The organism is Streptomyces sp. T12, assembly GCF_028736035.1.
Taxonomy (GTDB): Bacteria; Actinomycetota; Actinomycetes; order Streptomycetales; family Streptomycetaceae; genus Streptomyces.
Genome location: NZ_CP117866.1, coordinates 799,316 through 823,330, shown reverse-complemented (window position 1 = coordinate 823,330; position 24,015 = coordinate 799,316). Strand labels below are relative to the sequence as shown.

The window sequence follows — 24,015 nt, the reverse complement described above, 5'->3', positions numbered from 1 at the left end:
CGTCAAGAGCGGTTCAGATCCAGCCCTGCTCCCAGGCCCGGTGAGCGGCCGCATGCCGAGTCGGAGTGCCGAGCTTGGACATGGCCGCGGAGAGGTAGTTGCGGACGGTGCCGGGGGCGAGGTGGACATCGGTGGCGATCTCGGCGATCGACGCGCCGGTGCGGGCGGCGCGCAGGACCTGAAGTTCGCGGTCGGTGAGGGGGCAGTCGTCCTCGGTCAGCGCGGAGGCCGCGATGTCCGGGTCGACGTAGCGGCGGCCGTCGGCGACGTCACGGATGATCTCGGCCAGTCGGGCCGCCGGGGTCGTCTTGGGGACGAAGCCGCGTACGCCTGCGGTCAGCGCCCGGCGCAGCACCGCGGGCCGGGCGTGCCGTGTCACCAAGACGATCTGCGTGGCCAGTTCGGCCCGGATCTCCTCGGCGGCGCGCAGCCCGTCGGTGGGCGGCATCTCCAGGTCGAGGACGGCGATGTCGGGGCGGTGCTCACGGGCCAGCCGTACCGCCTCGGTGGAGGTGGCCGCCTCGGCGACGACGGTGAGGTCCGGCTCCAGCGCGAGCAGGGCGGCCAGGGCGCTTCTGAGCAGGTCCTCGTCGTCGGCGATCAGCAGGCGGATCATCGGGCGGCTCCGTCCGCGGGGTTCGGCGATTGCGGTGCGTTCGCCGAGTCGGTGGGCAGTGCGGCCGCAACCTCGAAGCGGTCACCGTCGCGATTCCAGGTCAGCTCGCCGCCGGCCGCCTCCAGCCGCTCGGCGAGGGTGCGCAGGCCCGTGCCCTCCAGGGCGGCGGGATGCTCCTCGACGCCGTCGTTGCTCACCCGCAGGTGGGCGAAACCGCCCGCGATCCGGTAGTCGACCTCGGCGTGCCCGGCCCGGCTGTGCCGGAGCGCGTTGGTGGTGGCCTCCCGCATCACCAGACCGAGGAGGTGGCGGGCGGAGTCCGTGAGGCGGGTGGCCGCGGCACCGGGGTCGACGGCCATCCGTGCGTCGATGTCGGCGGCGGCCAGCACCCGCGTCGCGTTGGTGATCTCGTCCTCCAGCGTCGTTCGACGGTACCCCTGCACCACGGCCCGGGTGTCGCTGAGGGCGTCCGTCGCCAGCCGCCGTATCTCCTTCAACTCCGCGGCGGCACGCGCCGGGTCCAGCTCGACGAGCCGAGCCGCCAACTCGCCCTTCAGCGCGATCACTTGGAGGTGATGGCCTTGGATGTCGTGCAGGTCGGCGGCGAACCGCAGCCGTTCCTCCTTGACCGCCAGCTCCGCTTCCAGTCGCCGCGCCTCGTCCAGTCGCCGTGCCGTGTCCCAGGCCCACAGAGGGCCGAGCGTCACCCACGCCGTGAAGGCGACCAGCCCGGCCGGGAACAGCGCGGCGTACGCCGACTCACCGTCCCTCTCGACCAGGCTGACCAGGCCCCCGGGCAGCGGTGCGAGGGCCACGGCGCCCGCGATCAGCAGGCGTCTGCGGTGCGGCGGGAGGTAGGTCGCGAGGATCGCCACCACCAGGGCGGGCGCGACCGGCCACAGCCCGTAGTCGCGCAGGGCGAGGGGGAGTGCCGCCAGCACAACTCCGGCCCCTGCGGCGGCGATCAGCAGGCCTGCGGGCGGTTGGTCGGGGTGCGTGTCGGTCACCGGCAGGAGTGCCAGCCGCCGGCTCAGCAGTACGACACTCGCCCAAACCTCGACCGTCAGCGCGGCGGCGGCCGGGACGCGGGCCCACAGCGGGACGTCGCCGTCGAGGACCCACGCGCCGACGAAGACGGCCAGGACACACGCGGTCATGCCCGGCACGGTCCACCACGTGTAGCGACGCAGGCTCGTCAGCCCCGCCGCCCCACGATCGATCGATCCGTCCCCCATCCGGTCATTGTGGCCCAGGCCGCATGACAAATGTCATGCGAGGAGGTGACAACTCCACGCCTGCGCATGGGGGTTCGGCACTACTGGCGGGCCTCGCCACGGCCCAGCCTGGAGGTGTCGGCGGATACCCCGCCCCGGTACCGAAGGAGAGCCGTCATGCAGGCACCCCACATTCACCCGACGGCGGACCGCCCGCACCCGGCCGCCGTGCTCAAGCGGCGCTGGCCCACGGCCCTCGCTCTCGTGGTCGTCACCCTCAACGTGATCGCGTCCGGCTCCGAGGACGTGGCGGACGCCGTCGGCGGCTTCGGAGAGACCTTGCCGTTGCTGCCGCTGATCTACCTGGTCGTCCATCAGACAGGAAAGCCGCAGGCCACCTGGCCGGTGCTGGGGGCCGGGCTCGTGGCCGTGTTCGCGCTCCCCCTGCAGGACGTGGTCGCCCCGTCGACGGTCCTCGTGGCCCTCGCCCTGGTCCTCCTGGCCTGGGGCGCCGTCCGCGGGACACCGCACGGGCGGGCCACCTTCGGGGCGCAGGCCGTGGGCGCGCTCGTCTTCTGCGGGCTTGCGTCGGCCGGGCTGGCGGTGGATCCGGACCTGGGGCGCTATCTGGTCGCCGCAGGCTGGTTCTTCCACGGCGTGTGGGACTTCGTGCACCTGAGGCTCGACAAGGTCGTCTCCCGTACGTTCGCCGAGTGGTGCGGTGTCATCGACGTACTCGTCGCCGTCCAACTGCTCTTTCTGGTCTAGCCGGCACGAAGAACGGCCAAGAAGCGCCGGGGCGGGGCCCGTAACCGGGCTCCGCCCCGTACGTTGCCCCCAGTGCTCTCTCCTGTCCGACCGCCAACTCCGTGCACTGGGAGCCCCCTTGGACACCGAAGACACCCCCGGCGCCCTCCGTTTCGGCCCGCTCTCCCGCCGCAGATTCCTCCAGGCCACGGCCACCGCCACGGCCACTGCCACGGGGCTCGCCACCGCCGGTACGCCGCTCGCGGACGCCGCGTCCGGTACGACCACCACCCTCTCCTTCACCGCCGCCACCGGCGGTTCCGCGACCCTCGCCCCGTCCGGTGACCGGCTGGTCGCCGAGATCCAGAACGTGCTCTGGTCCGTCCCGCGCAAGGGCGGCGCCGCCCGCCCGCTGACCCCGCCCGGCCTCGAACCCACCCGCCCGCAGTTCTCGCCCGACGGCAGCCGTCTGGTCGTGTGCGCTTACCGCGGTGGAGGCTTCCACCTCTGGACGCTGCGGCCCGACGGCGCCGGCCTGCGGCAGCTCACCGACGGACCGTGGGACGACCGGGGCCCGGCCTGGTCGCCGGACGGCACGCGGATCGCGTTCGCCTCCGAGCGCGGCGGCGACACCGTGACCGGCGCCCCGTACCGCATCTGGGTCGTGGACGTGCGCACCGGCACGCCGACCCGGCTCACCGGGCACCCCGGACAGCAGGGTCCCGGGCAGGACGGCCGCTGGGAGGACTTCGACCCGGCGTGGTCGGCCGACGGGGAGCGGGTGCTTTTCGTGCGGGCCGCCGTCACCGCGACGGGCACACTGCGCGCGACCACCATCGCGTCGGTGGCCGCCGACGGCTCCGGCCCGGTCACCACCGAGCACACCGACGACTCCGGCGCCCAGCTCATGACCCCCGCCGTCTCGCCCGCCGGGCGCCTCGCCCACCTGCGCACCACAGCCTCACCCGCGGCCTCCTGCACGCTCGTGGTGGACGGGAAACCGGTCGCCGTAGCGGGCGACGTCCTGCCCGCGCCGCCCCGCTGGGCGGACGGCGAGCGGCTGCTCCTGACGGTCGACGGACACTTCCGCCTGGTCGATCCGGACGCGCCGGGCAGCGCCGAGGAGATCCCGTTCACGGCCACGCTGCCGGTGCACCGCCCCCGCTACCGCGGGAAGACGTACGACTTCGACGGCGCCGGCACCCGCCCCGTCCGCGCGCTGCACCTGCCCGCCCTGTCACCGGACGGCCGCAGTGTCGCCTTCGCCGCGCTCAACGCGCTGTGGACCGCCGGCACGAAAGGGGCCCGCACACCCCGCAAGATCCTGCAAGTCCCCTCCACCCGCTATGTGTTGGCCCCGACCTGGACACCCGACGGCACGGCACTGGTGTACGCCGACGACCGCGACGGACTGTTCGCCGTACGACGCCGCGAACTCGGCTCGGGCGAGGAGACCGTGCTCGCCGAGGGCGGCCGCGTCTTCCCCGCCCTGTCGCCCGACGGGACGCGGCTGGCCTGCCTGGACATGTCCGGCAACCTCGTGGTGCGCGACCTGCCCGACGGCGCCGAACACGTCCTCGCCGCACCGCTCGGCGCGGGCGGGCTGCCCGGCCGACCCAGCTGGTCGCCCGACGGCCGGTACGTGGCGCTGTGCGACCGCAACCGCCTGGGCCAGCGCTTCCGTGAGGGCTACAACCTCATCCGCGTCGTCGACACGACCACCGCGAGGGCCGCCCTGCACGCCCTCGCTCCCCACACCTCACTCTCCGACCGCTACGACTCCGGCCCCGTCTGGTCCCCGGACGGCCGCTGGATGGCCGTGATCGCCGAGTCGGCACTGTGGCTGCTGCCGGTCCGTGCCGACGGCACCCCGGACGGCGAGCCCCGCCGGCTCACCACCGAACCCGCCGACCACCCGTCCTGGTCCGCCGACGCCCGCACCCTGCTCTACCTCTCCGCGGGAGCCCTGCGCCTGATCGACGTCGGCAGCGGCAGGACCCGTACCGTCCGCGTCCCGCTGGACTACCGCAGACCGCGCCCGGCGGACACGGTCGTGCACGCGGGCCGCTTCTGGGACGGAACCGGGCCGGAGGTCCGTGAGGACATCGACGTCGTGATCCGCGACGGCCGTGTCGCGGAGGTGGCCCCGCACCGCACCGGCCGCCCGGCCGCGCACCGCGTCGACGCGAGCGAGCGCACCGTGCTCCCGGGCCTGTGGGACGCGCACACCCACCCCTGGCAGACCACGTACGGCGGCCGCCAGACCGCGCTGCAACTCGCGTACGGCATCACGACAGCCGTCTCGCTGGGCGGCTTCGCCTACGAGCAGGCCCGCATCCGGGAGGCGGTCGCCGCCGGTACCCTCGCCGGCCCCCGGCTGCTGACCACCGGCGAACTCCTCGACGGGGCGCGGGTCGCCTACAGCATGGGCCGCGCCCACCGCACCCGCGAGGGGCTGCGCCGCTCGCTGGCCCGCGGGGCGGCGCTGGACTGGGACTTCGTCAAGACGTACGTACGGGCTCCGGGCTGGGTGATGAAGGAGGCCGCAGAGTTCGGGCACGAGCGGCTCGGGGTGCGCAGCGGCAGCCATCTGTGCACGCCGGGTGTGCAGGTGGGGCAGGATCTGACGACCCATCTGCAGGCCACGCAGCGGCTGGAATTCGGGCACGCCACTTCCGCGACGGGGCGTGCCTACCAGGACGTCGAGGAGATCTACACCGCCACCGACTTCCACCTCGTCGCCACCCCGTTCACCGCGCTCGCCCTGCTCGGCGCCGACCCCGCGCTCGCGGACGACCCGCGTGTCACCGCGCTGATGCCGCCGTGGGACACCGCGCTCGTACGCCAGCAGGCAGGACAGCCGCCCACCGACGCCCAACTGGCCACGCTGGGGCGCGAGATGGACGTCTACCGGCGGATCCTCGCGGGCGGCGGCCTGGTCGCGCTCGGCACCGACCAGCCGATCGTCCCGGTCGGGCTGCATCTTCATCTGGCCCTGCGCGCCCTGCACCGTGCCGGACTGTCACCGGCCGAGGCCCTGCGCACCGCCACGCTGCTGCCCGCGCGCGTCTTCGGTGCCGACGCCGACCTGGGCACGCTGGAGGAGGGCAAGCTCGCCGATCTCACGGTCGTGGACGGCGACCCGTTCACCGACTTCGCCACACTGATCCGCACGGTCGCGGTCCTGCGCGGCGGCGTCCTCTTCGAACAGGCGGACCTGGTGGGCGCCTTCACCAGCGCCACGGAGCGCCATGCGGCCGAGGAGTGGCTGGAGGTGAGCCGCCGTATGCGCCGTGAGGGGTGCTGTGACCTCTGAGCGGGTCATGGTTCACACACACTTCCTGGGACATCTGCGCAGGAGCATCACTTGGGCTGCACACAGCCTGTCCAAAGCGTCGTTAGCGTTCTGGCCGTTCGATCCCGCGCGCTAACGGAAAGACCGCAGATGGACTATTGCTCCTCGTGCCGTCGGCACCTCAACGGGGCCCTCGTGTGCCCCGGGTGCGGCGCCTACGCCCCGGACATCGCTCCCTCCGCGGTAGCGGGACCCACCGTGTCGGCTCTGCCGGGCGCGACGGCGACCGGGGCGACGGCGTGGGAGGCCCCCGCCGACGACACCTGGTACGACGGCTATTTCCGGGACGAGGCGGCGCCGCCGGCCGGCCTGGAGGAGACGGCGCCCATCGCCCCGGCCGCCGACGTGGACGGCGTCCCCGCCGCCCCGCAGGGCCGGGCGGCGCGGCGTCGCCAACGGGCCCGCTGGAAGAAGAACCAGCGCCGGGCCGTGGTCGCGACCGCCGTGGCACTCGTCGGAGGCGGTCTGACCGTCTCGGCGATGGACCGGGGATCCGGCGACAAGGCCCAGGCGGCCACCGCGCCGGAGAACCCGAACACGGTGACCGCGGAGCAGCAGGCCACGGAGCTCACCCGTCCGGTGTCCACTCCGCAGGACACGCACCGGTCCCCGCGCACCGGCACCACGCCTCCTTCGCACCTGAGCCCGACCAACGCCTCGCGTCCGCGGTCCGTGCCCGAGCAGGGCACCGCGCCTCACGTCACCCGACCGGACGCCGCCACGGCTCCCACTCCGACGGCCACGTCGGTACCGCAGTCGCAGGCCCTGACGCCGACGACCGCAGGAGCCGACTCCGACGGCGGCAGCGGTACGGCGGCCGAGCAGCAGCAGACGCCGGCCCCCACGGCGACCGAAGGCTCGGACACCGGCTCCGGCACCGGGACGTCCACGTCACCGACGAGCCCCGCACCGGAGGAGACCTCACCGGCGCAGCTCTGCGTGCTCAACCTCGTGTGCCTCGGCTGACCACGCCGGGGAGCTGACCCCGACCGCCGGGGCGCCCGCCACCTGAGATCGTCGTCACCCTCCCGCATCCCCACACAACTTCGCGGATGCGGTCATGCTGGAAGAAGCCGTATGCCAGACCCTGGCAGCGCACGGCAGCAGCAGAGCAGGACGTCGCCCTCAGGAAGGAACAGCCCCCATGGTCGAGCAGGACGAGCGCTTCGATGTCGTGGTCCTCGGAGCGGGCCCCGGCGGCTATGTCGCCGCCATCCGCGCCGCCCAGCTGGGCAAGCGGGTGGCGGTCGTGGAGGAGAAGTACTGGGGCGGCGTCTGTCTGAACGTGGGCTGTATCCCCAGCAAGGCACTGCTGCGCAACGCCGAGCTGGCGCACATCTTCACGCGCGAGGCGAAGACCTTCGGCATCAAGGTGGACGGTCAGGTCACCTTCGACTTCGGCGAGGCGTTCCGCCGCAGCCGCAAGGTGGCCGACGGCCGGGTCAAGGGCGTCCACTACCTGATGAAGAAGAACAAGATCACCGAGATCGACGGCCGCGGCACCTTCCTCGACCCGCACACCCTCCAGGTGGCGGGCTACGACGGTGAGACCCGCACCATCGGCTTCGACCACTGCATCATCGCCACCGGCGCCACGCCCAAGCTGCTGCCGGGCACCCGGCGCAGCGCGCGCGTGGTGACGTTCGAGGAGCAGATCCTCGCCGAGGAGCTGCCGCGGTCGATCGTCATCGCGGGCGCCGGCGCGATCGGCGTCGAGTTCGCCTATGTGCTCCACAACTACGGCGTGAAGGTCACCATCGTCGAGTTCCTGGACCGGATGGCCCCGCTGGAGGACGCCGAGGTCTCCGCCGAACTCGCCAAGCAGTACCGCCGGTTGGGCATCGACGTGCTGACCTCCACCCGCGTCGACGCCGTCGACGAGTCCGGCGAGCAGGTGCGCGTCACCGTCACCGGCAAGGACGGCGCCCAGCAGGTCCTGGAGGCCGACAAGGTGCTCCAGGCGATCGGCTTCCAGCCGAACATCGACGGCTACGGCCTGGACAAGACCGGCGTGACCGTCACCGAACGCGGCGCGATCGACGTCGACGCCCGCTGCCGCACTTCGGTCCCGCACATCTTCGCCATCGGCGACGTGACGGCGAAGCTGATGCTCGCGCACGCCGCCGAGGCGATGGGCGTCATCGCCGCCGAGACCATCGCGGACGCCGAGACGATGGAGCTGGACTATGTGATGATCCCGCGCGCCACCTACTGCCAGCCGCAGATCGCCAGCTTCGGCTACACCGAGGCACAGGCCCGCGAGCTCGGCCACGACGTGAAGGTGGCCAAGTTCCCCTTCACCGCGAACGGCAAGTCCCACGGCCTCGGCGACGCGACCGGCTTCGTGAAGCTGATCAGCGACGCCAAGTACGGCGAACTCCTGGGCGGCCACCTCATCGGCCCCGACGTCACCGAGCTGCTGCCCGAGCTGACCCTGGCCCAGCAGTGGGACCTGACCGTCCACGAGGTCGCCCGCAACGTCCACGCCCACCCGACCCTCGGAGAGGCGGTCAAGGAAGCCGTGCACGGCCTCGCCGGACACATGATCAACTTCTGACCGTTCAGCCGTCGAGCCACCAGCGGGCCGCCGCCCAGGCGAACGCGTAACCGAGGCTGTTGACGGCCCAGTGCAGGGCCATGGGCGCCACCAGGCTGCCGGAGCGGCGGCGCAGCTCGCACAGGACGACCCCGGCGACGGCGGTGGCGGCGATCGCCACGGCCACGGTCGGTGCCACGCCGGCCGGGCCGTCGCCGAAGACGGAGCCGACCGCGGCGTTGGAGCGGTTGATGCCGCGGGACGGCATCAGGTGCCAGAACCCGAACAGCAGCGACGACACGCCGGTGGCCCAGGCCGTGCCGCGCCGCCGCCGGATCATGGCCCACAGCACGCCACGGAAGGCCGTCTCCTCCAGCAGCACGGTCCCGAACGGCACCCGCACGAGCGCTCCCCACAGCATCCGTCCCAGGGACAGGTCCGCCGCCCTGGAGTCCTGGAACGCCTCGCGCCCGGCCGGCACGGCGAGGAGCAGCAGCAGGACGAGGAGGACGACTCCTGCCAGGACGGGAGCCCACCGCAGTCCCCGGCGCACCGCCGCCGCGTCGAGCCCCAGTTCGGCCGGCGTGAGACCGTCCCAGCGGGCGATCAGCAGCAGGACCGCCGTCGCGGCCACGCAGATGACCACGTACAGGGCGGGGCTCCGCGCGAGCCAGTTGTTCAGCAGGTTCGCGGCGGCGAGAACGGCGACAGCACATACGATCGGCATCCGGGTTCCAGCATCCCCCGCCGCGCTCCTGCCGTCGAAGCACCCCTCCCGTCCGCGGCCGTGTCCGTCCGCCTGAGGCGCTTCAGCTCAGCTTTCGGCGGTACAGCGCGTCCGGGGTCCGGGACGCCCCGAGCCCCGGTCGCCGCCGCCCCGGTCGAACCACACCGTACGGCCGCTCGTGCCGAGCCTCCCAGCTGGGGCGGCCGCGTACAGGGCGGCGGAGACGGCGGAGCCGCGGACCCTGCAGCCGACGAGGAACTGCCCGTCGGCACACCGGAGTTCGGTGTATCCGGACGCCCAGTCCCGTCCCGGCGCCACATGCCGCTCGTCGACGACCACCTCGTGTCCGCCGGCCCCCACCTGTGGCGCCGCGCCCCCCGGTTGAGCATCCTCGGTGGTACCGCGACCCCAGGGAGGCACCACCCATGCCGGCCAAGAACCTCACCGTCAACCGCTCCGCCCTCGGCCACCGCCTCGCCTACGCCCTGCGCCACCCCGACCGCGTGCCCCGCCATCTGGCCCGCACCGCCCGGGACATGTGGCTGCGCCGCCGCCACCCGGACCACGTCTCCTACTACCGCGCCGTGATGCGCTCCGACACCCGGGCCGACCCGGACGCGGCGGTCGGCAGCCACAGCCGCGAACGGTGGCTGGCGCTCGGGGCGATGCAGTTCGACTACCTCGTCGGCCATGGCCTACTTTCCGGGCACCGGATGCTGGAGATCGGTTGCGGCAACCTGCGGGGCGGCTGGCGGTTCATCCGCCACCTGGAACCCGGCCACTACTACGGCATCGACATCTCGCCCGACATCCTCTTCGCCGCACAGGACACCGTCGCGGAGATGGGCCTGCAGCAGCGCCTGCCCACGCTGACCCCGGTGCGCGACCTGACGCTGCGGTTCCTGCCCGACGCCCACTTCGACGTGGTGCACGCGCACAGTGTCTTCTCGCACTCACCGCTGCCGGTCATCGAGGAGTGCCTGGCCAACATCGGCCGGGTACTGGCACCCGGCGGCTGGTTCGACTTCACCTTCGACCGCACCGAGGGCGAGGAACACCACGTCCTGCGGGAGGACTTCTACTACCGCACCGAGACCCTGCTGGCGCTGGCAGCGAAGCACGGCCTGCACGCCCGCTTCATGGCGGACTGGGAGGAGCTCCCGCACGGCCAGTCCAAGATCCGGGTCACCCATGCGGTGTGAACGACTTCCCGTCAGCAGTTCAAGCCCTTCAGGCAGTTCAACCAGTTCCGGCCAGTAGGTCATCTGTCCCGGACTCTTGACTCGTAACGCGGTAGTGGCCATCCTCGTCGCACATCTTGCGAGGTCATGACAAGCCGACCCCGCCATCCCGCCGACCGAGGGACGTGGGCTGTGACCACTGCCGGACGCCCGTACCGCCGACGCAAGCACGTCACCGTGGTGTCGCTCCTCCTGCTCGTGCTGTCCGTCGCGCTCGGCCCCACGCCGAGCTCGGCGGCCGGAACCGACTGGTGGAACCCGACCGCACGGCCCGCCCCGGACTCGCAGGTCAATGTCACGGGGGAGCCCTTCACCGGCGCCAACGCCAAGGGCGAAGTGCGCGGCTTCGTGGACGCGCACGACCACATCTTCTCCAACGAGGCCTTCGGCGGCCGCCTGATCTGCGGAAAGCCGTTCTCCGAGCAGGGCGTCGCCGACGCTCTCAAGGACTGCCCCGAGCACTACCCCGACGGCTCTCTCGCGATCTTCGACTTCATCACCAACGGCGGTGACGGCAAGCACGACCCGGTCGGCTGGCCCACCTTCAAGGACTGGCCCGCGCACGACTCGCTGACCCACCAGCAGAACTACTACGCCTGGGTGGAGCGGGCCTGGCGCGGCGGTCAGCGGGTGCTGGTCAACGACCTCGTCACCAACGGCGTGATCTGCTCCGTGTACTTCTTCAAGGACCGCAGCTGCGACGAGATGACGTCCATCCGGCTGCAGGCCAAGCTGACGTACGACATGCAGGCCTTCATCGACAAGATGTACGGCGGCACGGGCAAGGGCTGGTTCCGGATCGTCACCGACAGCGCGCAGGCCCGTGAGGTCGTCGAACAGGGCAAGCTGGCGGTCATCCTCGGCGTCGAGACCTCCGAGCCCTTCGGCTGCAAGCAGATCCTGGACATCGGCCAGTGCAGCAAGGCCGACATCGACAAGGGCCTGGACGAGCTGTACGCGCTCGGCGTGCGCAGCATGTTCCTGTGCCACAAGTTCGACAACGCCCTGTGCGGGGTCCGCTTCGACTCCGGCGGGCTCGGAACGGCCATCAACGTCGGCCAGTTCCTGTCGACCGGCACCTTCTGGAAGACCGAGACGTGCAAGGGCCCGCAGCACGACAACCCCATCGGCAACGCCTCGGCGGCCGAAGCCGAGCAGAAGCTCCCGGCGGGCGTGGAGGTCCCCTCGTACAACGCGGACGCCCAGTGCAACGTCCGGGGGCTCACCGAACTCGGTGAGTACGCCGTGCGCGGCATGATGAAACGCAAGATGATGCTGGAGATCGACCACATGAGCGTCAAGGCCACCGGCCGGGTGCTCGACATCTTCGAGTCCGCGTCCTACCCCGGCGTGCTCTCCTCGCACAGCTGGATGGACCTGGACTGGACCGAACGGGTCTACGGCCTCGGCGGCTTCATCGCCCAGTACATGCACGGCTCCGAGGGCTTCGTCGCGGAGGCGAAGCGCACCGAGGCCCTGCGCGACAAGCACGGCGTGGGCTACGGCTACGGCACCGACATGAACGGCGTCGGAGGCTGGCCGGGACCGCGCGGAGCCGACGCCCCCAACAAGGTCACGTACCCCTTCAAGAGCGTCGACGGCGGCTCCGTCATCGACCGGCAGACCACCGGCGAGCGCACCTGGGACCTGAACACCGACGGCGCCGCCCACTACGGCCTGGTCCCGGACTGGATCGAGGACATCCGCCGGGTCGGCGGCCAGGACGTGGTCGACGACCTCTTCCGGGGCGCCGAGTCCTACCTCGACACCTGGGCGGCCTCCGAGACCCACCAGGCCGGGGTGAACCTCGCGAGCGGCACGACCACATCGGCGAGCTCCTCGGAGTGGAGCCTGTTCACCAGCTACCAGCCGCACCGGGCCGCCGACAGCGACAGCGGCACCCGCTGGGCCAGCGGCTGGAGCGACGACCAGTGGTACAAGGTCGACCTCGGGTCCACCCACCTGGTCAAGCGGGTCACCCTCGACTGGGAGCGCGCGTACGGCAAGTCGTACCGCATCGAGCTCTCCACCGACGGCGTGAACTGGCAGACCGCCTGGTCCACGACATCCGGCGACGGCGGCCTGGACACGGCCAGGTTCACCGGCACACCGGCGAGGTATGTACGCATCCAGGGACTGGACCGCGGCACCGACTGGGGCTACTCCCTCTACGAGGTCGGCGTCCACAGCAGCTGACACCCACGAGAGGGGCCCCATGGCACGGTTGCCGTCCGCCGAGCGGCGGCGACAGCTCACCGAGGCGGCGATCAGGGCGATGAGCCGGGACGGCGTCCCCAGGACGACGACCCGGTCCATCGCCGCCGAGGCAGGCGTCTCGCTGAGCGTCTTCCACTACTGCTTCGACTCCAAGCAGGAGCTGATCGAGTCCGTCATCACGACCATCACCGAGCACTACGTGACGGTGGTGAAGGAGGCGCTACGGCCCCGAGCCACCCTCGAGGAGACCGTCCGGGCCGGCTACCAGGCGTACTGGGACCATGTGCGCGCCCACCCGGACGAGCACATGCTCACCTACGAGCTGACCCAGTACGCCCTGCGCCAGCCCGGCTTCGAGCATCTGGCCCGCCGGCAGTACGAGCTGTACGCCGACACGTACGCCGAGCTCATCGACCAGCTGCGACACACCATGGGCCTCCGGCTCCACGTGCCCGTCCCCGTCCTGGCCCGCTACCTGGCTGCCATGACCGACGGGCTGACCCTCAACTTCCTCGTGCTCGGCGACGAGGCGGCCTGGAACGACACCCTCGACACGGTCATCGCGCACATCGCCGGGCTGGTACGCGAGAGCTGACGGGGAGGTCATCCGCGTACGGCGGCCCGGTCGCGGACCGGTTCCGTCGTGCCCGGCGCGTCCCGCCGGAAGAGCCAGCGCAGGTCCGGCTCCACCACGAAGCGCAGGACACGCCGGACGGGCGGGGTGCACAGCAGGGTCACGACCACGGCGGCGACGACGGTGACGACGACCGCGCCGAGCGGGCGCTGGACCCAGACGGGGTCGTACCAGCCCCAGAACTTGGCGCCCTGGGCCACGAAGCCGTGCAGCAGATAGCCGTACAGCGTCCCCGCCCCCAGCACGGTGCACCACATCCGCCGCCCGGGCACCCAGGCGAGGAAGCAGGCCACCAGCACCAGCGAGCAGGCGAACAGGACCGGTGTCATCACGACCCCGTACCACGCGGGCGCGCCCAGCTGCTCGGCGCTGTCGCGGTGGTAGAACCAGCCGCCGGTCATCCGTGGCACCGCCCAGTACGCCACCACGAACGCGCCCGCGCACACGGGCACGGCCGCGATCCGCACCGAGCGGCGGCGGACCAGCCGGAAGTGCTCCGGCTTCAGCGACAGACCCAGCACGAAGTACGGCAGGAACTGCAGGGTGCGCTGAAGATCGAGGTCGTTGCCGATGGACGACGACAGGGTGGCCAGCATCGCCACGACGAGCGCGAGCGGCACCGGCAGACGCACCCGCTGCCACAGCGGGGTGGTGAGCCGCCACAGGAACAGCGCCGCCAGGAACCACGTCAGATACAGCGGGTCCAGCAGGCTGATCGGCCGGTCCGGCTCCTGGTCGGTCCACCGGGTGAACAGGGTGTACGCCGTCTCGAAGACGACGTACGGGACGACGAGACCGGTCAGCAGGCGCTTGAGCTGTCCCGGGCGGCCGTCGAAGCCGCGGGAGAAGTATCCCGATATGACGATGAAGGCCGGCATGTGGAAGGCGTACACGAGCATGTACAGCGCGCTGACCGTCCGGCTGCCGTCACGCAGCGGCTCCCACGCATGGCCCACCGCCACCAGCACGATCGCCGCGTACTTGACATTGTCGAAGAACGCGTCCCGCTGCTTCGAAGGCGCAGGTGGCAGCGGTGTGGCGCGAACGGGAGCGGTGTCCACCGACCCGCTCACCACACGGCCCCCTGGGCACCACGCGGGAAGTCCGCGCGCTCGCGGACGCGTCTTTCGGGAGTAACGGCTGTGACGATGCGCTGAGACATCCCCCGCGTCTCACCACTTCCGGGCGAGGTAAACCTCTGCAGGTCAACACGGCTTTTCGCACGCGAGGGGGGCGTCGCCATACGGCCGTCGGGGTGGGGTCGTAACCCGAGTGAACGCCCTGAATGGTGCGACCGGAAGGAATGGCTGACGGTGGATCACGTCAAGGTCTGGCTCCAGTGGTGATGAAGCGTCAGCCGCCCAGGCCGTGACGGAAGGACTCACCTATGCGCTCTGTCCGCATGCTGATCGCCACCGCGACGGCCACGGCCGCACTGGCGATCGCGCCCGCAGCCTACGCCGTTACGGCGGGTGACTGGGACCACGAAGACAATTCCTACAGCAAGGAGCACGACAAGGAGGGCAAGCACGACGCGCCTCACGGCGGGATCCACACGGGTGGCGGAGCGCTGGCCGCCGTCACCGATGACGACTCCGACTGGGGCGGGTCCAAGGACCCGAAGCCCGACAAGGAAGGCAAGCACGACAAGGAAGGCAAGCACGACGAGGGGGGCAAGCACGACGAGGGGGGCAAGCACGAGGACGGCGGTAAGCACGAGGACGGCGGTAAGCACGACGAGGAGAGCAAGCACGAGGAGCCTCGCGGCGGGATCCACACCGGTGGCGGAGCGCTGGCCGCCGTCAACAACGACGACGACTGGGGCGGCGCCAAGGACCCCAAGCACGACCCCGACACCTACCGGAGCAAGGACGGCGGGCACGAGGAGGACTCCTGGGGCGGCGACCACGACAAGGGGTCCTGGAAGGAAGACGACCACGACAAGGACTCGTGGGGCGGTGACCACGAGGACTCCTGGGGTGATGACCACGGCAAGCCGCACGGCGGGATGCACACCGGAGGCGGCGGCCTCGCCTCGCCGGGTGTCACCACCGGCGGGGTGGCCGCGCTGGCGGTCGCCGGTACCGGCCTGTACGCGCTGCGTCGCAAGAAGGCATCCGGATCCGTGGCCTGACCCATGCCGCACGCCATAACCGCTGTGGCCGCCGCACGTGCGCCGCGCGTCGCGGCGGCCCCGCTCCCCTTCCCCTGTGTTGTGTCCGCTGCCGTGCCCGAGTGAGGTGGTGCCCGATGGCCGCCGGCCGTTCCTCTTCCCCCGATGCCGACCCGGCCCTGTGCGATGCCGGTTCCGTGGCCTCACGGCGGATAAGGCGCGTAGCCGCGGCGATGTTCTGGGGCGCGGTCGCCGTCATGGTGCTGATGGTGACCCTGCCGGGCGGCCGGGACGAAGCATCCGACGCCCGCTTCGCGCCGCACGCTCCACCCGTGGTCGAACCGCACGCCCCACCGGCGGCCGAGTCGTCCTCGCCCGCCCACCGGCATGAGGGCAAGCACCTGCCCCGGTCCCGGCCGACCCGCCTGCTCATCCCGAAGATCTCGGTCGACGCGCCCTTCACCGACCTCGCCATCGGCAGTTCGGGCCAGCTCCAACCCCCACCGGCCCACGACACCAACCTCGTCGGCTGGTACGCCAAGGGCGCCTCCCCCGGTGAGGCGGGCACGTCGGTCATCGCCGGGCACGTCGACACCGCGACGTCCGCCGCGGTGTTCGCGAACCTGAGCGAGCTGGAGAAGGGCGACCGCTTCCAGGTCGCGAGGGCCGACGGGCGCAGGGCGTCCTTCGTGATCGACAGCGTGGAGATGTTCGACAAGGACGACTTCCCCAGCCGGCGCGTGTACGGCGACACCCCCCGGGCCCAGGTGCGGCTCATCACCTGCGCGGGGGACTACGACCGGCAGGTCAGGGACTACACCGCGAACCTGGTGGTCTTCGCCCACCTCGCCTGAACCGCCTTGTCCCGCACCGCGGCACTCCGCGCAGACCTCGTGTCCTACAGTGACTGCGACCAGTTCCGGTGACTGAACCTGTGAGGTAGTCGCGAACCATGCCGACCGAGACGTTTGAGTTCCAGGTAGAGGCCCGTCAGCTGCTCCAGCTGATGATCCATTCGGTCTACTCGAACAAGGATGTCTTCCTGCGGGAGCTCGTCTCCAACGCCTCCGACGCGCTCGACAAGCTGCGCCTGGAGAAACTGCGGGACGACTCCCTCGAGGCCGATGTGTCCGACCTGCACATCGAGATCGACGTCGACAAGGAGGGCCGTACCCTCACGGTGCGGGACAACGGCATCGGGATGTCGTACGACGAGGTCGGACAGCTCATCGGCACCATCGCCAACTCGGGAACGGCGACGTTCCTCAAGGAGCTGCGGGAGGCCAAGGACGCTGCCGGGGCCGAGGGGCTCATCGGCCAGTTCGGCGTCGGCTTCTACTCCGGCTTCATGGTGGCGGACGAGGTGACGCTGGTGACCCGGCGCGCCGGCGAGAGCCAGGGGACCCGCTGGACGTCGCGCGGTGAGGCCACGTACACGCTTGAGACGGCCGACGACGCACCGCAGGGCACGTCCGTCACGCTCCACCTCAAGCCCGCCGACCCCGAGAACCAGCTGCACGACTACACCTCCCCGTGGCAGATCAGGGAGATCGTCAAGCGGTACTCGGACTTCATCACCTGGCCGATCCGGATGGTCCCGGAGGCGGGGGACGGCGACGGAGACAGCCCGGCCGAAGCCGAGACGCTGAACTCCATGAAGGCCCTGTGGGCGCGTTCGCGCGACGAGGTGTCGGACGACGAGTACCACGAGCTGTACAAGCACATCAGCCACGACTGGCGCGAGCCGCTGGAGACGATCCGGCTCCAGGCGGAGGGCACCTTCGAGTACCAGGCCCTGCTCTTCGTCCCCTCGCACGCCCCGCACGACCTGTTCACGCGGGACTTCAAGCGCGGCGTCCAGCTGTATGTGAAGCGCGTCTTCATCATGGACGACTGCGAGGAGCTGCTGCCGCCCTACCTCCGCTTCGTCAAGGGCGTCGTCGACGCGGCGGACCTCTCGCTCAACGTCTCGCGCGAGATCCTGCAGCAGGACCGGCACATCCGGATGATGCAGCGCCGGCTGACGAAGAAGGTCCTGTCCACGGTCAAGGAGTTCATGACCAAGGACAGCGAGCGCTACGCCACGTTCTGGCGGGAGTTCGGCACCGTCCTGAAGGAGGGCCTGGTCACCGACTCCGAGAACCGCGACGCCATCCTCGCCGCCTCGTCGTTCGCGACCACGCACTCGGCCGACGAGCCGACCACGCTGGCGCAGTACGTGGAGCGGATGAACGACGGCCAGGACGACATCTACTACATCACCGGCGAGTCCCGGCAGAGCATCGAGAACTCCCCGCACATGGAGGCGTTCCGGGACAAGGGCATCGAGGTCCTGCTGCTCACCGACGCCGTCGACGAGGTGTGGGTCGACGCCGTCGGCGAGTACGAGGGCAAGCGGCTGCGGTCCGTCGCCAAGGGCGAGATCGACCTGGACGCCAAGGGCGACGAGAACGCCGACGACGAGCGGGAGAAGCAGGCCGAGGAGTACGCCGCTCTGCTCGGCTGGATGGGCGAGCAGCTGGACGAGGACATCAAGGAGGTGCGCCTGTCGACACGGCTCACCGTCTCCGCGGCCTGCGTCGTCTCCGACGCGCACGATCTGACCCCGGCCCTGGAGAACATGTACCGGGCCATGGGCCAGGAGGTGCCGCGCACCAAGCGGATCCTGGAGCTGAACCCCGGCCACCCGCTGGTGAAGGGCCTGAACCAGGCGTACAAGGAGCGCGAGGACCGCACGGAGCTCGCCGAGTCCGTCGAACTGCTCCACACGCTGGCGGTGCTCGCCGAGGGCGGCCAGTCCAAGGATCCCGCGCGTTTCGTGAAGCTGGTGGCGGACCGCCTGGAGCGCACCCTGTAGGCGGCGCCGTAGGCCATGCGGACGTGTGCGCGGGCCATTGTCAGTGGCCCGCGCTAGCTTCCTTGGAGTCGGACTCTGGCCCCACTCCCGGGAGGATTCATGGCCTCGCGTCTCAACCCCTACATCACGTTCGCCGGTGACGCCCGCCAGGCGATGGAGTTCTACAAGGAAGTCCTGGGCGGCACCCTGACGCTCAACACGTACGGCGAGTACGGCCAGCAGGACACCCCCATGGCCGACAAGATCATGCACGGCATGCTCGAGACCCCCAGTGGCTTCACCCTCATGGGCGCCGACACCCCGACGGGCGACCACAACCCGGGCAACAACTTCTCCGTGAGCCTCAGCGGCGACGACGACGCCGAACTGCGCGGCTACTGGGAGAAGCTGTCCGCGGGCGCCTCGGTGGCCGTGCCGCTGGAGAAGCAGATGTGGGGCGACGTCTTCGGCATGTGTACGGACCGGTTCGGCATCACCTGGATGGTCAACATCGCCGGGCAGGGCGGCTGAGCGCGGCCGACACAATTGGAGTGTCCCTACCGCGGAACGCGGCGTTCCGGGCTCGACGGGTTCCGGCCGTCTGTTGACGCAATCGCCCATGCGGGCAGCTACAGGGCGTAAAGCACCGTAGGGAAGGGAAAGGAGCTATACGGCAAACCGCGGGGAGTGGTCGTCAGCGCCCGGAGTGTCGGGCCCGAAGCGCTGGGGAGGGGCCAGGCATGGGCGGGCAGCCCCTGTATCTCGAACCGCGGCTGGAGCCGCGGCTGCGCTCGTTGCTGGGCGCCCCGGCTCTGCTGCACACGCTCACCGACGCCCTCGGGTCTCCGCTGAACATGGTGGTCCCCGACCAACTCGCCGACAATCTCCAGCAGTTCCGCTCGGTCTACGGCACCCACCACCTGTCCGGCCAGGTGTACTTCGCCCACAAGGCCAACCGGTCCAGCGCCCTGCTGCGGCGGCTCGCCGCCACGGACGCCGGCGTGGACGTCGCCTCGCTGGGGGAGTTGCAGCACGCTCTCGGCGCCGGCCTCACGCCCGAGCGGATCACCGCCACCGGGCCGAAGAACCCGGAGTTCCTGTGGCTGGCGGCCCGCACGTCGGTCACCGTCAGCCTCGACACGCGAGGCGAACTGGAGCAACTCGCCACGCTGGTACGCAAACACGCGCTGCCCCGCGTCCGCATCCTGCTCCGGCTGTCGGGCTTCGAGGCGTCCGGCGTACGGGTGCTGAGCCGGCGGAGCCGATTCGGCACCGCGGTAAGGGAGTCGGCCCCTCTCCTGGAGGCCGTCGAGCGGCACGCCGACGTGGCCGACCTGGTCGGCGTGGCCTACCACCTGGACACGACGAGCCTCGCCGAGAAGGCCACGGCACTGGAGGGCTGTCTGCGGGTGCTGGAGGAGTGCCGCAGCCGCGGGCTCAGGCCCAGGGCCGTGGACATCGGCGGCGGGTTCGGCGTCAACTACCTTGCGCACGGCGGACAATGGGAGCGGTACACGACCGAGCTCACCGAGGCCGTGCTGGGCACGCGCCCGCCCCTGACGTACGCCGGCCACGGCTACGGACTGCGCAACGAAGCAGGCACCCTGCGCGGCACGCTCGGCCTGTACCCCGCCCACCGTCCGGTCGCCGGAGCCCGCTACCTCGACGAACTGCTCTCGCACCCGGCCGCGTCCCTGGGCGGCCGCCCCCTGGCCGCCCTGCTCCTGGAGCACCTGTACGACCTGCACACCGAACCCGGCCGGGCGCTTCTCGACCAGTGCGGACTGACCCTGACGAAGGTGCTGGAGGTGCGCGGCCAGGAGTCCGGCGGCCCCCTTCTCGTACGGCTGGCGGCGAAGGCCGACGACGTGGCGCTGGAGGAGCACGGGGTGCTCATGGACCCCGTGGTCGTCCCACGGGACCCGGCAGGCGCAGGAGCAGACGTCGGCGTCGGCACCGGCCCTGACGCCGGTGCCGGACCGGTCGCCGTGCATCTCTTCGGCAGCCTGTGCCTGGAGTCCGACCTGATCACCCGCCGCACGGTCTTCCTGCCCCGCCGCCCCGAACCGGGCGACCTGCTGGCGTTCGCCAACACGGCCGGCTACTGCATGGACTTCCACGCCACCCGTGCCCAGCACCAGCCCTCCGCGCGCAAGGTCGCCGCCTGGCAGGAGGGCGACACATGGCGCTGGTGCCTGGACGACCAGTACTGGCCGACCACACCCGTGGGGGGAGCGCAGTGAGGTACGACAGCATCACCGACGCCATCGGCAACACACCGCTGGTGCGCATCGACCCGGCCGTGCACGGCCTGAGGAACATCGACCTGTACGCCAAGCTGGAGTTGCTCAACCCTTTCGGGTCGGTCAAGGACCGGGCCGCCTGGAACATGGCGCGACCGCACCTGTCCGCCGCGGCCGAGGGGGCCGGCCAGGTGGTCGAGTTGTCGAGTGGCAACACCGCCAAGGCCCTGGCCGTGCTCGCGGGCATACACGGCCTGACCTTCAAGAGCGTCACCAACCGGATGCGGATCCCGGAGATCAAGGACCTGCTGCTGTTGCTGGGCGCGGAGATCGAGGAACTCCCCGGTCAGAGCGAGTGCCTTGATCCGACTGCCACCGACGACCCGCTCACCCTCTTCCACCGCACTCTCTCCGAGCCCGACAGCACCTATCTGCACACCGACCAGTACTTCAACCCGCGCAATACCGAGGCCCACTTCACCGGCACCGGACCGGAGATCGTCAAGGACCTCGACGGCCGGGCCCCGGACTGGTTCATCGCCTGCGTGGGCACCGCCGGCTCCTCCACCGGCGTCGCCCGCGCCCTGCGCGAACACGACCCCGCCGTACGGGTCGCCGGTCTGGTCGCGGCCAAGTCCGACTTCATCCCCGGAATCCGCACCATTGACGAGGCGCACGAGGTGGGGCTGTTCGACCCCGGCACCTACGACACCATCGAGTCGGTGAGCGCCGACGAGGCGATCGAGGGAATGCTGACCCTCAACCGCCGCTGCGGCATCCTGGCCGGCCCCACCGGAGGGGCCGCGTACTTCGGAGCCGTACGCCAACTGCGCGCCTTCGACGAGGAGTTGGCCGACGGAGAACCTGCGGAGCGCCAGTCGGCGGTGTTCATCGTCTGCGACCGCGTCGAGAGCTACCTCAGCTACGTCCGTCAGCGGCGCCCCGACCTCTTCGGCCGCCCCCGCCGCAGGAACTCCCCGGCCGACCTGTCGGACGCCGAGCTACGCACGGCTCCGGCCATCGGCGTCGCCGACGCCCAGGCGTGGATCGCCACCGGAGGACCACTCGTCGTCGACCTGCGCAGCTCCTACGCCTATGCCGCCCTGCACATCGACGGCTCGGTCAACATCGTCGACGAGCTCTTCGAGGAACTCCTGCACGGCGGGCTGCCGTTCAGCCGCAACCGCCCGGTCCTGCTGGCCTGCCCGGTCGGCGAGAAGTCCGCCCGCTACGCCGCCCTGCTGACCCGGATGGGACACCCGGACGTCCGCAGCCTCACCGGCGGCATCATCGCCTGGCGCGACGCGGGCGCACCCCTCGTGCGGGACTGACGCCCATGACCATACCCAGGATCGACAACCAAGCGGCCGCTGTCATCGAGGAGTCGGGGGAGTGGCAGCGCGCCCTGCGCACCCAGTTCCCGATCATCACCGCCCACCCGGAGCTGGCCTACCTGGACAGCGCCGCCACCGCCCAGAAACCCCAGGCCGTACTCGACTCCGTCCACACCTACCTCACCACGAGCAACGCCAACGCGGGCCGCGGCACCTACACCTGGGCCAACCGGACCACGTCCCTGGTCGAGCAGGCCCGCGACCGGGTCAGGCGGTTCCTGGACGACCCCGCCCCGACGCGCTCGGCCGTGCACTTCACCAGCGGCACCACCGAGGGCATGCGCACCGTCGCCGGCGACTGGCTGCCCCAGCTCCTCGCCGACGGCGACGAGATCGTGGTCCCGGTCGCCGACCACGAGGCCAACATCGCGCCCTGGCTGGAGGCGCAACGGCAACTGGCGCGGCAGGGCGTCCACGTCCGCGTCCGGCCGATGCCGTACCAGCAGGCGTCCGGCGACTACGACCACACCGCGCTCACGGAACTGACAAGCCCGCGAACCCGGTTCGTCGCCGTCAGCCACGTCCACCACGTGTACGGCGGCAACATGAACATCCACCGCATCCGCCGGGCGGTCGGCGAGGAGGCGGTCATCTGCCTGGACGCCGCCCAGAGCATCGGCCATCTGCCCGTGTCCGTGGCCGACCTGGACGTCGACTTCGTCGTCTTCTCCGGGCACAAGGCCATGGCACTGCCCGGCACGGGAGCCGTCTGGGCCCGCCAGTCACGCGGCCCGCAGTTCACGCCGGGCGGCTGGTCGGGCACCCCCAACACGGTCGGCATCGTCTCCCTCGCCACCGCCCTGGACTGGCTGGACGCGGCCGGTACCGACCGGATCGAGCAGTGGACGGTCGCCCTGGCGGCCCGGCTCACCGACGGCCTGCGGCGCCTCGACGCCTACGAGATCCTCGGCTGCCAGAACAGCCTGGCCGTCGACTCCTCCGTGCAGCAGCGCCAGGGCATCGTCACCTTCCGGCACCATGCCATCGACTCCGGGGACCTGGGCTTCGTCCTGTTCAGTCACGGCTTCATGGTCCGCTCCGACCAGCACTGCCAGGGCAGCGCGGGGGAGCGGACCGGGTCGGTGCGGGTGAGCCTGCACGTGTACAACACCGCCGAGGAGGTCGACCGGCTCCTGGCCGTCCTTGCCACCCTCGGGTGACGTAGGGCCATGAGAGGGAATGGGAACCGTTTCCATCTTGTAGTGTCGGGCGCCGACAGGGTGAGACAGGTGCGAGACGGCGAGGTGGCACGACCGGATGGGGCTGAGCCTGGCGACGGCGGAGCGGTGGGTGGAGCGCTGGGAGCGCCAGCAGCAGCGGTACGCCGTGGACCGCGAGGAGCGTTTCACGGTGATCGGCGACGTGGTGGAGCAGACCGTGACCGACGGCCCGGCCAGGCCGCTGGTCGTCGACCTCGGCTGCGGTCCCGGATCGCTGGCGGCCCGGCTGGCCCGGCGGTTGCCGCACGCGGACATCGTGGGCGTGGACATGGACCCGCTGCTGCTGGAGCTGGCCCGCACCCACCACGCGGACGCGGCCCGCTACGTGGACGCGGTGATCGGCGAGGAGGGCTGGACGAAGGCCCTGGGGCTGGACCGCCCGCTCGACGCGGCCGTGTCGACGACGGCCCTGCACTATCTGGGCGTGGACGCCCTGCACCGCGTCTACCGGCAGCTCGCGGCGCTGCTGCGGCCCGGCGGCGTCCTCGTCAACGGCGACCACTTCCCGCACGACGACACCCGGCTCGCCGAACTCGCCGGACGCGTCGGCCGCCGCCACGCCGAACGCGGGCGCGCCTTCGCCCACGAGGACTGGGCCTCCTGGTGGACGGCCGTCGCGCAGGATCCCGAGCTGACCGACCTGCTCACGGAGCGCCGACGCCGACAGCCGCAGACCGGTACCGCCGACAGTGCGGCGCGCCTGTCCGTGTCCGCGCATCAACGGCTGCTGCGGCAGGCGGGGTTCGGACATGTCGGAGTCGTCTGGCAGTACGGCGCCAGCCACGTCGTCGTGGCACTGCGCTGACCGGGAGTCCGCACCAAGCACAGCTAAAGGTTCCTGCAGGCACCTTGACAGCGTGCGTACTGTTTCGCGACGTTTGAGCCTCGCCGCATAGTTAGACATGGGGGAAAATGTGGCGAG

20 protein-coding genes are annotated in these 24,015 nt (G+C 71.1%); 15 read left to right on the top strand and 5 right to left on the bottom strand.

What is annotated here, in order from left to right; genetic code table 11:
* Positions 1–13 precede the first annotated feature (13 nt).
* The gene (locus tag PBV52_RS03625; RefSeq protein WP_274236800.1) at positions 14–616 is read right to left on the bottom strand and encodes a DNA-binding response regulator; all 603 of its coding nucleotides are present in this window, start codon (positions 614–616) and stop codon (positions 14–16) included.
* Positions 613–1,851 (bottom strand): sensor histidine kinase, encoded by a 1,239-nt coding sequence (locus PBV52_RS03620; RefSeq protein ID WP_274236799.1) that lies wholly within the window; start codon positions 1,849–1,851, stop codon positions 613–615. Before PBV52_RS03620 ends, PBV52_RS03625 begins: the two co-directional genes overlap by 4 nt.
* A 156-nt stretch (positions 1,852–2,007) precedes the next feature.
* On the opposite strand from PBV52_RS03620, the gene PBV52_RS03615 reads away from it, so the two are divergent.
* From PBV52_RS03615 to lpdA, 4 genes are all read left to right on the top strand, one after another.
* Positions 2,008–2,598, top strand: a complete 591-nt coding sequence (locus PBV52_RS03615; RefSeq protein ID WP_274236798.1) for a hypothetical protein — start codon at positions 2,008–2,010, stop codon at positions 2,596–2,598.
* A 118-nt stretch (positions 2,599–2,716) separates the two neighbouring features.
* Positions 2,717–5,893, top strand: a complete 3,177-nt coding sequence (locus tag PBV52_RS03610; RefSeq protein ID WP_274236797.1) for an amidohydrolase family protein — start codon at positions 2,717–2,719, stop codon at positions 5,891–5,893.
* Between the two features lie 237 nt (positions 5,894–6,130).
* Positions 6,131–6,898: a hypothetical protein gene (locus PBV52_RS03605; protein WP_274236796.1), complete on the top strand. Its 768-nt coding sequence runs from the start codon at positions 6,131–6,133 to the stop codon at positions 6,896–6,898.
* 178 nt (positions 6,899–7,076) lie between these two features.
* Positions 7,077–8,489, top strand: a complete 1,413-nt coding sequence (gene lpdA / locus PBV52_RS03600; RefSeq protein WP_274236795.1) for a dihydrolipoyl dehydrogenase — start codon at positions 7,077–7,079, stop codon at positions 8,487–8,489.
* Between the two features lie 4 nt (positions 8,490–8,493).
* Here the strand turns inward: lpdA and PBV52_RS03595 are convergent, their stop codons facing one another.
* Entirely contained in the window at positions 8,494–9,195 is a 702-nt protein-coding gene (locus tag PBV52_RS03595; protein ID WP_274236794.1) for a CPBP family intramembrane glutamic endopeptidase, read from the bottom strand.
* A gap of 87 nt (positions 9,196–9,282) precedes the next feature.
* Positions 9,283–9,555, bottom strand: a complete 273-nt coding sequence (locus PBV52_RS03590) for a hypothetical protein (protein ID WP_306801418.1) — start codon at positions 9,553–9,555, stop codon at positions 9,283–9,285.
* Positions 9,556–9,620: 65 nt separating this feature from the next.
* Here PBV52_RS03590 and PBV52_RS03585 point away from each other — a divergent pair, with 65 nt between their 5' ends.
* The 3 genes from PBV52_RS03585 to PBV52_RS03575 all read left to right on the top strand — a co-directional run bounded on the left by PBV52_RS03585 (position 9,621) and on the right by PBV52_RS03575 (position 13,248).
* Positions 9,621–10,397 carry a class I SAM-dependent methyltransferase gene (locus PBV52_RS03585; RefSeq protein WP_274236793.1) on the top strand — a complete coding sequence of 259 codons (777 nt, stop codon included), beginning with the start codon at positions 9,621–9,623 and terminating at the stop codon, positions 10,395–10,397.
* 171 nt (positions 10,398–10,568) lie between these two features.
* A complete protein-coding gene (locus PBV52_RS03580) occupies positions 10,569–12,632 on the top strand; it encodes a discoidin domain-containing protein (protein WP_274236791.1) in 2,064 nt (687 codons plus the stop codon).
* A gap of 19 nt (positions 12,633–12,651) precedes the next feature.
* Positions 12,652–13,248, top strand: coding sequence for a TetR/AcrR family transcriptional regulator (locus PBV52_RS03575; RefSeq protein ID WP_274236790.1), 597 nt, complete (start codon positions 12,652–12,654; stop codon positions 13,246–13,248).
* A gap of 8 nt (positions 13,249–13,256) precedes the next feature.
* Here the strand turns inward: PBV52_RS03575 and PBV52_RS03570 are convergent, their stop codons facing one another.
* The gene (locus tag PBV52_RS03570; RefSeq protein WP_373921821.1) at positions 13,257–14,363 is read right to left on the bottom strand and encodes an acyltransferase family protein; all 1,107 of its coding nucleotides are present in this window, start codon (positions 14,361–14,363) and stop codon (positions 13,257–13,259) included.
* 311 nt (positions 14,364–14,674) lie between these two features.
* On the opposite strand from PBV52_RS03570, the gene PBV52_RS03565 reads away from it, so the two are divergent.
* The 8 genes from PBV52_RS03565 (at position 14,675) to PBV52_RS03530 (ending at position 23,898) form a co-directional block, all read left to right on the top strand.
* Positions 14,675–15,421, top strand: a complete 747-nt coding sequence (locus PBV52_RS03565; protein WP_274236789.1) for a hypothetical protein — start codon at positions 14,675–14,677, stop codon at positions 15,419–15,421.
* Positions 15,422–15,537: 116 nt separating this feature from the next.
* Positions 15,538–16,254 (top strand): class F sortase, encoded by a 717-nt coding sequence (locus PBV52_RS03560; protein ID WP_274236788.1) that lies wholly within the window; start codon positions 15,538–15,540, stop codon positions 16,252–16,254.
* 98 nt (positions 16,255–16,352) lie between these two features.
* Positions 16,353–18,257: a molecular chaperone HtpG gene (htpG, locus tag PBV52_RS03555; protein ID WP_274236787.1), complete on the top strand. Its 1,905-nt coding sequence runs from the start codon at positions 16,353–16,355 to the stop codon at positions 18,255–18,257.
* A 99-nt stretch (positions 18,258–18,356) separates the two neighbouring features.
* Positions 18,357–18,767 (top strand): VOC family protein, encoded by a 411-nt coding sequence (locus PBV52_RS03550; RefSeq protein ID WP_274236786.1) that lies wholly within the window; start codon positions 18,357–18,359, stop codon positions 18,765–18,767.
* 209 nt (positions 18,768–18,976) lie between these two features.
* Positions 18,977–20,479 carry an alanine racemase gene (locus tag PBV52_RS03545; protein ID WP_274236785.1) on the top strand — a complete coding sequence of 501 codons (1,503 nt, stop codon included), beginning with the start codon at positions 18,977–18,979 and terminating at the stop codon, positions 20,477–20,479.
* The gene (locus PBV52_RS03540) at positions 20,476–21,810 is read left to right on the top strand and encodes a pyridoxal-phosphate dependent enzyme (protein ID WP_274236783.1); all 1,335 of its coding nucleotides are present in this window, start codon (positions 20,476–20,478) and stop codon (positions 21,808–21,810) included. Before PBV52_RS03545 ends, PBV52_RS03540 begins: the two co-directional genes overlap by 4 nt.
* 5 nt (positions 21,811–21,815) lie before the next feature.
* Entirely contained in the window at positions 21,816–23,033 is a 1,218-nt protein-coding gene (locus PBV52_RS03535; RefSeq protein ID WP_274236782.1) for an aminotransferase class V-fold PLP-dependent enzyme, read from the top strand.
* A 97-nt stretch (positions 23,034–23,130) separates the two neighbouring features.
* A complete protein-coding gene (locus tag PBV52_RS03530; protein ID WP_274236781.1) occupies positions 23,131–23,898 on the top strand; it encodes a class I SAM-dependent methyltransferase in 768 nt (255 codons plus the stop codon).
* Positions 23,899–24,015: the final 117 nt, after the last annotated feature.